Source organism: Aquimarina agarilytica ZC1, assembly GCF_000255455.1.
Taxonomy (GTDB): Bacteria; Bacteroidota; Bacteroidia; order Flavobacteriales; family Flavobacteriaceae; genus Aquimarina; species Aquimarina agarilytica.
On the sequence record NZ_JH621306.1, the window covers coordinates 1 to 9592 of the forward strand.

Here is a 9592-nt window from a genome sequence, read left to right on the forward strand (position 1 = left end):
CTAGCAATCACCATTATATTAATGCTTTTATGCGAAAATATTAAATTAAAATCGTATTATAGCTAAGCGTGTATTGGAAAAAAAGGAAGAGCATGAAGAATCTTTTGCATTGCAAACAAGTGCGGCTGGAATCTACTTAGTAGTCATAGAAAGTGAATTAGGAAATCAAGTGTTAAAATTGGTTGTTGAATAGATTTGGAATTGAAGAAGAAAAGCTTGCAGAAACTATTTTTTATTTGGGCTGTATTAGGAATCTATGCAATAAGTGTAGCGCAAGATTTTACCAATTTTGGGAAGGCAAAACTAGTAAAAGTAAATGGAGGAGTATCAGCAAATTCAGTGTTTTATGAAGGTGAGTCGGCACGCGAACCTTTTACTTATTTTTTAAACGGTAATATAAATATTAACATAAAAGGAGTGTATAATATTCCACTAACATTTACGTATTCGAATCAGGAGTTTCAAACCAATCGTCCTTTTACGTTTAATACCCTGAGTTTACATCCTTCTTACAAATGGATAACCACTCATATTGGACAAGTAAATATGACATTTTCGCTGTATACATTAAACGGGCATCAATTTTCGGGTTTTGGTATTGATTTGGCTCCCACGAGTAAACCATTTACAATAAGTGCTATGTATGGGCGACTACAAAAAGAAGTCGAATTTAATGAAAACGATAGCCAATCGATCCCCTCATATAAGCGTTTGGGCTATGGTTTTAACGCCAGTTATAAGTTTGAAAAATTTGATATGGGTTTTATTCTATTTAAGGCAAAAGACGATCAAGCTTCTTTAAATGAATCCATTCCCTTGGATATAGGAGTTACTCCAAAAGATAATGTAGTACTAAGTGCAAAAGGGAATTTTACATTGGCAGATAAATTACAATTAAGTGTAGAAATTGCAAATTCGGTAATTACAGAGGATATATCCAATCAAAGTGCTGGCAAAAATAACCCTCCACTTTCATTTTTAGTACAAAGCAATGCCACTACCCAACAGTTTAATGCCATAAATGCCAATGTTTCGTATCCAGTTGCCAATGGTACAGTAGGAGTAGGTTACGAAAGAATTGATCCCGATTACAGAACTTTAGGAGCTTATTTTTTCAATAATGATTTAGAAAACATAACCGTAAATGCTTCGCAAAGTATTCTTAAAGGAAAAGTTAGTATAAGCTTTAACGGAGGATTACAACGTGATGATTTGGAAAACAAAAAAGAGTCACAATTACAGCGTATAGTTAGTTCATTAAATGTAGGTTATACTCCTAATGAAAAATTGAGCTTTACGGGAGGTTATTCTAACTTTAGATCGTTTACCAATATAAAGAATCAATTTGATGCCATAAATGAAGTCACTCCGGTAGATAATATTGATACCTTGGATTTACAGCAAATTAATCAAAATGCCAATTTAGGTATAGCCTATCAACTTCAGAGCGCCAAAACCAAAACTTCGGCAGTAACTGTTGATCTATCATTTCAAACTTCGCAAAGCGAACAAAATAATAAAGTATTAACTAGTGGGAAATCGAGTTTTTATAATTTAGGTACAGCTTATAATTTAGGCTTTCCAACCCATAATTTTACCATTTCGGCAGCAGCCAATGCCAGTATAAATCAAATTGGAACCGAAGATGATGTGATTACGATTGGTCCCTCAATTAATACCAGCAAAACCTTTTTTAATAAACAACTACGTACGTCGGCGACATTGAGTTATAATCAAAATCGAGTGGGGAATGAAAAGGAAAGTGAGGTAATGAATATTAGATTGAATTCGGGCTATGTATTAAAAAAGAAGCATCGATTTAGTTTAAGTTTATTAAATCAAATAAGAAATAGGGAGCAGCAGTCCAGTTCGGTAGATTATACAGGAACCATATCTTACAACTATACCTTTGATAATTTTAAAGTAAAACCACCTAAACTCGATGTAAACTTGAAAGGACGGGGTGAGCGTTTAAAAATAACGTTTAGAGAAAAAGTATTTGAAGGTAAAAAAGAAGAAATTGTAAACCAATTAAGAAGTTACCAAAGTAATAACATATTTAGGGAAGTCCCTGTAAGCAAACGAAAAGAATTGAATGCACTTTTAGCACCTATGGCTAAAGAGAAATCAAGTGCAGTTTTTAAATTAAAAGCGAATGAATTTTTAGTAGCGTTATTTAGTTACATTGATTTCATGGAAAAATTTAATGACTTGATTTTACAAAGTTTCAAAAGTTTAAATGGGCAAATGGCCATGCTGGATGAAAAGTTTGAAAAAGAATATATAGATACCCAGTTAAATGTAAAGTCTCATGCCTTGTATGATAAAAATAAGGACAGCAAACCAACTACCGATAAAGGTTTAAAAAGTGAGTTCGAAACTTTAAAAAAGAAAGCTAAAATGAGAGGCGAGGTATTGTTTGCTCATCGATGGATGCAACCCATTATTGAAAAAGAAAGTGAGCAACAATCATTAAATACCGAGGATGCGGATATTGCTCAATTTATAGAAAATGAAAAGTATAAAGCCTATCGCATTTTTGATAATACCAATAGCATGGAGGCTGTTGATAGTTATTTAATGCAACAATTAATAGATACTTATTTTAAAAAGGCATTAAAATCAGCAGATAGACAGCTTATTTTAAAATATATAGAAAAAAATTAATCTTTTTTTATGAAGATAAATAAACAGATCATCAACATAATAAGGCGGAGCGTAACCGAATCGTTTTTTTGCTTACTAAGTATTTTTGCTTTTTTAAGTAGTTTTAGCGTAACGGCACAGGACTTTCCGGTTAAGGTAGCATTGCAGGTAACCAACCCAGCACCTATTTATTTGAGTAATTATAGTGATGCCAGTTTAATAAATGGGCCGATACGTACGCAATTAGTACTAAATGATTTTAGTATAACGAATCGTCAAATAGCATTAAAAATAAGTGTTAAAGGACAAGGTATTGCCTTGGAAAGCCGACCGGGGTTTACAGGTACTATTCCATTGTTTATTGATGGAGGAACCCCATTAAATGTAACTACGGCTGAGATTGCCCAGTATTTTGAATTGCAAAATATAGTAGGTATTTCGCCTCAAGCCTATGCTAATACATTACCCGAAGGAAATTACGAGTTTTGTATGGAAGTCATTGATGTAATTACAGGTTTGCGGCTTTCGCAAAAAACATGTACCAATGCTTTTGTCATTCAAAATGATCCACCATTGTTGGTATTACCCCTAAAGGGAGAAGAAAAGGATGCGTCAAAAATACAAAACATCATTTTTCAATGGACATCACGGGGAATAAATATAACAGATGTAGATTATGAATTGAGTATAGTTGAGGTGTGGAACAATCAAATAGATCCGCAAACAGCTTTTTTAAGTTCGCCTCCCATTTTTACCACCGTAACCAACAGAACCTCGTTTAGGTATGGACCCGATCAACCTTTACTACTATCCAATAAACGTTATGCATGGCGGGTACAAGCCAAAGCGCAAAAAGGAGGAGAGCCTATTGCCTTATTTGAAAATGCAGGCTATTCCGAAATTTTTTGGTTTGATAACATAACACCTTGCGAGGCTCCAAAAAATATAAGTGCTGAGGTAAAAGGAATATACAAAGCCAATATTTATTGGGACGAAAATCTAGATGAAATCACACCTTATTTAATTAGATATAGGCAGGCTAATGTAAAGGATGCCCAATGGTTTACGGCGCGTACTACAGAGCCTTGGGCAACACTCTGGGATTTAAAGGAAGGTACCACCTATGAATATCAAGTAAGTTCCCAATGCCCGTTAGGGGATAGTGTGTTTTCGGAAGTAAAAAGTTTTACCACCGATATTACCGAAAATGAAGAAACCTATTACAATTGCGGAATCACTTCGGATATTGAGTTGACCAATAAAGAACCCATTGCAGAAATTCATACTAATGAGGTGTTTACGGCAGGGGATTTTCCTGTGCGTATAACAGAATTAAATGGATCCAATGGGCGCTATACGGGTAAAGGAGTAGTGACCATTCCGTATTTAAAAAACGTAGGATTAAATGTTAAGTTTAGCAATATTTTAATCAATAACGAAAAACAACTTGCCGATGGTTTGGTAATCACTACTTATGATCCTAGTTTAAAGAATCTTTTAGATGTAGACGAAGCCATAGACAGTGTAGGTAATTTTGTGGGTGATTTTTTAGATACCGCCGAAGATATTGGTGATGCATTAAACGGAGGGGATAAAAAAGAAGTAGGGGTTAATTTTGAAATTAAGGAGGTAAAACTAAATGAGGATAAAACTAAAATAATCATTACCGGTAAAAATGGAGAAACCAAAGAGGTGGATTATGACGAAGAAGATGAATACCAAATAGCAGGCACCAATAAAACCTTCCGTATTGATAAGCAGGGTAATGCCGAGCAAACAGGTCAAGTAGCCGAAGGAGGCAGTGCATCGCCTTCAAATACCACAGGAGTAGCCAGTGGGCCAACAGCTTCCGGAAATGGATCATCCGTTAGTCAGGTAGCTACCGAGGCTATTGAAATTACATTTAGGGATGACGAAGCCACTATATATGCTTTTGATAAAGCTGAAGGGACTTTTGAAAAGGAAACCTACCCAAAAACTAAAAACGAAGCGGGTACAGAGGTATATGCATTCCATAAAGCCGTACCCAATGGAGAAACAGACGTATTTTATGCCGATGTAAAAATTAGAAACAAAAAAATAAAACTGGATAGTTTAATTATAAAAACATTAAGCGGTCGTAAAATTGACTATGTAGTTGAAGCCAAAAATACTCTGAAAATAACGGTGAAAGGTTTTGATGGTTACCGTAAGGAAGAAGCTATTGTAACCTATAAAATTGAAGGAGGTAAACAACAGGTAGCAGCTAATTTCTTTATCCACCATTTGGCTAAACCAGCTCCCATTACAGTTAATTTAGTGCCTATGGGTGGGGCTGTAATTACAGCAAGTTTTAAGCAAGAATTACAAGCCATTTACAAAAAAATAGGCGTGGAGTTCAATTTGACTGTCATGCCAAGTTATAATCCAGACACCAGTGTTTGGGATAAGGACGAAAATACCCAATTAACCTATGATGGCAGTGGTGTATTTAAAAATTTTCCATCGGAGTTTAAAGCCATAAATAAGGATTACCAAACCACCGATGAGTATACAAGTAAAGCCTATTATTTATTTGTAACCGATTTATATACTAGCGAGCCTTTAGTAGGCTTTATGCCCAAAGGGAGTCAGTTTGGGTATGTGTTTGTAAACGGCTCGGGGACCGAAGGTAAAGGAGCGCCAGTAAAAACCGCTGCGCATGAGTTAGGTCATGGTATTTTTGGTTTGGAACACCCTTTTACAGATGTTAAAAACCCAAATACCAACACCGATTGGTTAATGGATTACGGTACCGATACTCAATTTTCACAAGTCAATTGGGCTAGGTTAGGGAGTGAAAAACTGCGCTTGTATTTGTTTCAGAAGGATGAGGATAATGAGTTAGGGGGTATGTATTGGTTAACACCAGCTTGGAAACCGTTTACTGTATTAAACACAAAATCAATTTCAGCTAATATAGAAGGTAATAAACATATACAAGGTTCCGTACCAGGTTTTAAGATAAAAGATAAAAACGATAAGAGTATATTTTATTCTGCAAAGTTTGACGATTCAGGTAAATTTATAGGATATTATTCTAAATCGAAGAAAAAATTTTATGACTTAAATACTTCATTTTTAAAAGAAAATGATTCAATTTCAGTTTATAATTATAACGGAACATGTGGAAAAAATTCTTATTACAAAACAAAATGGAAACATGTAAAAGATAGAAAAGGAAAAACACCAGTTGTAGCAGAAAGTTTAAGATCATCTATAAAACTTATAAAATGTAATAAAAAAGAAGAATCAAGTACTAATTGTAATAGTTTTGTAGCATTAAATAACGAAAAAAAAGAAGATAGAAATGAATTAAGGAAATATCAAGAAAAACTTAATCATTCATTAGCATATGCTATTGAAAAAATAGGTGGTAATGTTGATTCAGAAGTTAGAGATAAAGGCATATTTAACCATATACAATTTATAAATACGAATGATGTCGATGTTTTTGAAAAAATCAAAAATTTTGAAATTTTAGAAGATAAGCTTCATTTATTAGCTCATTATACTAAAACTTATTTTGTAGTAAGCTTATTACAGTTAGAAACAACTAATACAAGTATTCCTGTAGCTTTATTAAGTGAAATGGCTGAAAAAAGTATTACTGATAATGAAATTGAAACAATACTATCAGGTGGAAAAAAGATAGTTCACCTTGTTATATCATCATCAAATTACGAATCTATTTTTGGTATAGGTCTCTTTAATAATGATTTATGCTACAGTATGGGGTACGCCCAAAGTGAATCCAATATTGTGTTAACGAGTGAGGTTGAAAAAGGAACGTCTCCATTTACAGATATTATTAATGTATATAAAACTATAGAAAAGCCTTTAAATTTATATGCAACAGTTGTTAAATCTGATTTTTCAATTCATACATTAGAAAAAAAATCAAAGAATAATGTTAGAGGGTTTCCTTTAATTAATGTATTAACAACATTGAAGTCACCTTACTTAGACACAATACACAAAAAACTAGATGATAGAAAGAGAGAAGTAGGTGAATTAAAGGAAAAAGCCACAATACAAGAAAAGCTTGAGTACGAAAGAAAATTTATAAAATGGAAGAAAGAATATGACACTTTAATATTAGACGGAGAGGAAGGAGATTCTAAAGCAATTGCGAATAACAATAAAGATGACTACTTTCATAAAGTTACAGGAGAAATTGAGTTAAGAGAAGTATATATAACAAATGAAACTCTAAGAAATGGACTCCAAACGCAATATGCAAAATTTCATTTTGATAAAGATGAAAACTTTGACTTTTTAGTTAGTATAGTATATACATTTCATGGTTATGGAAAATTAGATACCAAAAAGCATTTTTATGATGGAGAGATAAATCCAAACGAAGTAATATATGGAATGATTGATGCAGCTTCTTTATTCTTTGCACCAGTAGGTTTAGATACTGTATTTGATTTTGTAGGCTTGGCATTTGCATCATACAATCGTGATTCAGGAAGGATGTTAGAATATTCTGTTGGTTTGGTAATGTTTAGTTATGCTCAATATGGGAGTAAGTTTATAAATAAATATAAATTAATAAGAGTTAAAAAAGAAGGAGGAATTTCTGAAACTATTATAAAAAATATAGAAGATGAATTAAAAGAAGGGGAAGAATTAATTACTGAAATTATAGGTAAAAATATAGAGGATGCAGGAAGTAGAGTAAAAACAGAAGGTCTTGTTGCAGATATAATAGAAGGAGTTGGACAAATATCAGCTGGCAACCATATGTTAGTGTTGGGTGGAGATTTAGGTAAAACTACTAAAAGACTTAGTGCAATAGAAACTAAAACTACGGATAATGTTATAGATATAGTTGTACATGGGGCAGATAATAAAATTATAATAGATGGTAAAGAAGTAACGGATATAACAAATATTAAAAAATGGTTAGCAGAGAAGCATCCTAATGCAGATAAAGTAAGATTATTGTCTTGCACGAGTTTAGAAGGAGCTCAAGACTTTGCTAATAAATTAGGAGATAAGTTTACAGTACAGGCGACAGATGGATATGTAAGGGTTCATAACGATGGTTTAGTTTCTGTAGTGCCAAGACAGCAAGGAGGAGGTACTGAATGGTATGAGTTAGGAGCTAATAGAAGAAAAAAAGTTTTATCAGAAAATGCTAGGCCAAGAGGACCTGATGCTGATAGACTAGCTGATGCAAATTATGTTGATGATTTCTTGGAGCTTTCTACAAGATCTGTTGATGACATCAATAACGCAGGGGGTGAGTTGTTAAAGAGGTTTGATGACCTTGATTTATCTAGCTTAACTACAAAACTTGATGATTTAACTTCGGCTCAAAAAACTAAATTTTTAGATGAATTTGCTGATGCTTCTGATGATGCTTTAAAGCAGTTGAATAATAATGGAGCTGAATTACTTGATACTTGGGGAAGTGTTAGCCATTTGACTCAGTTTACAAATAATGTTGATTTTTTACAATGGTTAAGCAAAGCAAAGCAATCGCATTTACCGATTCATTTAGTAGGAGAGGTTAATTCTTCAGGTAGAGCAGTTGGATGTCATTTATTAGAAGCATTAGATGGTGTTAAAGTGAAAATTAGTAATGAAGCATTAACGATAAAGAACTCAGCAGGTGATATCGTTAGAGCTAAAATCGAAATACTAGACCCATCGACAGCTGGATTCGTAGAAAAAGGAGCTTTGTCAACTTTCTTTCCAAAGTCTTGGGATAAAAGTAGAGCACTTGAAGAAGTTGCAGGTGTTTTAGTTAATCCTTCCAATCAAGTTAATCCAAGGAAATTTGTAGGACTATCATCAGATGGAGTGACTCGAATTGAAGTTCGGTTAACAGGACCAAATGGTAATTTAGTTTTTGATACTGCGTTTCCACTCAATTAATCAAATTTTGTAAAATGCAAATAAAAAAAAACAAACTAGAAAGTATTAAGTTTTTTAGGTACGTACAAAATGTAGAGAATGTTAATGAGTATTATTTAAGTGGAGAGCAATTTTCTTTTTTAAAAGGGGTTAAAGAAGAATACTTTGTTGATGAGTTATTGATGAAATCAAACATTGAAAATTGGTTGTATGATGAGTTATTTGTTTTTAGAGCTCCTCTTAATAAATTTGAAAACCTTAATGAGTTATTTTACTATATAAATTACCTATCTAATCCAAATCCAGAAAATTGGTTAAAAAAAACAACAAATTATACTTTGTTTAGTGAACAGCTTGTTACGAGTGAATTTGAAGAGACAATCGGTTGGGCAATTAATGAGCCTTTATTGAATCCAAATGATATATTCTTAAACATAGAGTTTAGTGAAATTGAAAAGAGTATTCGCTTTTTAGATTCTTATAACCCATTATTTTTAGGTTGTATTATTGGAGGAGATTATTTCTTTTTTAATTACAATGGTTATTCTTAAAATAAGAGAAAAAAATAAATTGATTATTAAATAATTCTTAGGTTTTATTTTAAAGCGTAGCTACATTTTTATTAAAGAAGTCTTTAAACTTTTTGGTAGTCAGCATTTTATCAATGATTTTAAAAACGGTTGTTCTGTCTTCTTCATCAAGTTGCTGTAGTAGTTGCATTTGTTCTGTAGCCGTTTTATCCTCAATAATTACTTCTTTAGGAATCCCTCCATCAAAATTAATTATTTGATCAGTAGTCATATTAAATAACTGAGCCATTTTGTAAAGTTCTTCTACTGTTATAGCTCTTGTTCCTTTTTCAATCTTACTATAAGCAGATTTATCTACATTAATATGAGTAGCTACCTCGATTTGCTTGAGATTCTTTTGTTCTCTAATGTTTTTAATATTCACCCGATAGCGCGGAAATGTTTTCCGTGCCTACAAAGCTAATCAAACGTATCCGTCCGAGCAACTACGTTTTAGATTTTTACTGATATCCAGGTAATAGTTCTTCAAG

At 32.9% G+C, this 9592-nt stretch carries 4 protein-coding genes; 3 read left to right on the forward strand and 1 reads right to left on the reverse strand.

Annotated features, from left to right (window positions below; genetic code table 11):
- The first annotated feature begins 216 nt into the window (after positions 1–216).
- The 3 genes from KQA_RS19275 to KQA_RS0217745 are packed head-to-tail and all read left to right on the forward strand — an operon-like array spanning position 217 to position 9083.
- Positions 217–2667, forward strand: a complete 2451-nt coding sequence (locus tag KQA_RS19275) for a TonB-dependent receptor (RefSeq protein ID WP_010182961.1) — start codon at positions 217–219, stop codon at positions 2665–2667.
- A gap of 9 nt (positions 2668–2676) precedes the next feature.
- Positions 2677–8553: an EndoU domain-containing protein gene (locus KQA_RS0217740; protein WP_010182962.1), complete on the forward strand. Its 5877-nt coding sequence runs from the start codon at positions 2677–2679 to the stop codon at positions 8551–8553.
- 14 nt (positions 8554–8567) lie between these two features.
- Positions 8568–9083 (forward strand): hypothetical protein, encoded by a 516-nt coding sequence (locus tag KQA_RS0217745; RefSeq protein WP_010182963.1) that lies wholly within the window; start codon positions 8568–8570, stop codon positions 9081–9083.
- A gap of 49 nt (positions 9084–9132) precedes the next feature.
- On the opposite strand, the gene KQA_RS0217750 is transcribed toward KQA_RS0217745, so the two are convergent.
- Positions 9133–9486 (reverse strand): helix-turn-helix domain-containing protein, encoded by a 354-nt coding sequence (locus KQA_RS0217750; protein ID WP_010182964.1) that lies wholly within the window; start codon positions 9484–9486, stop codon positions 9133–9135.
- Positions 9487–9592 lie beyond the last annotated feature (106 nt).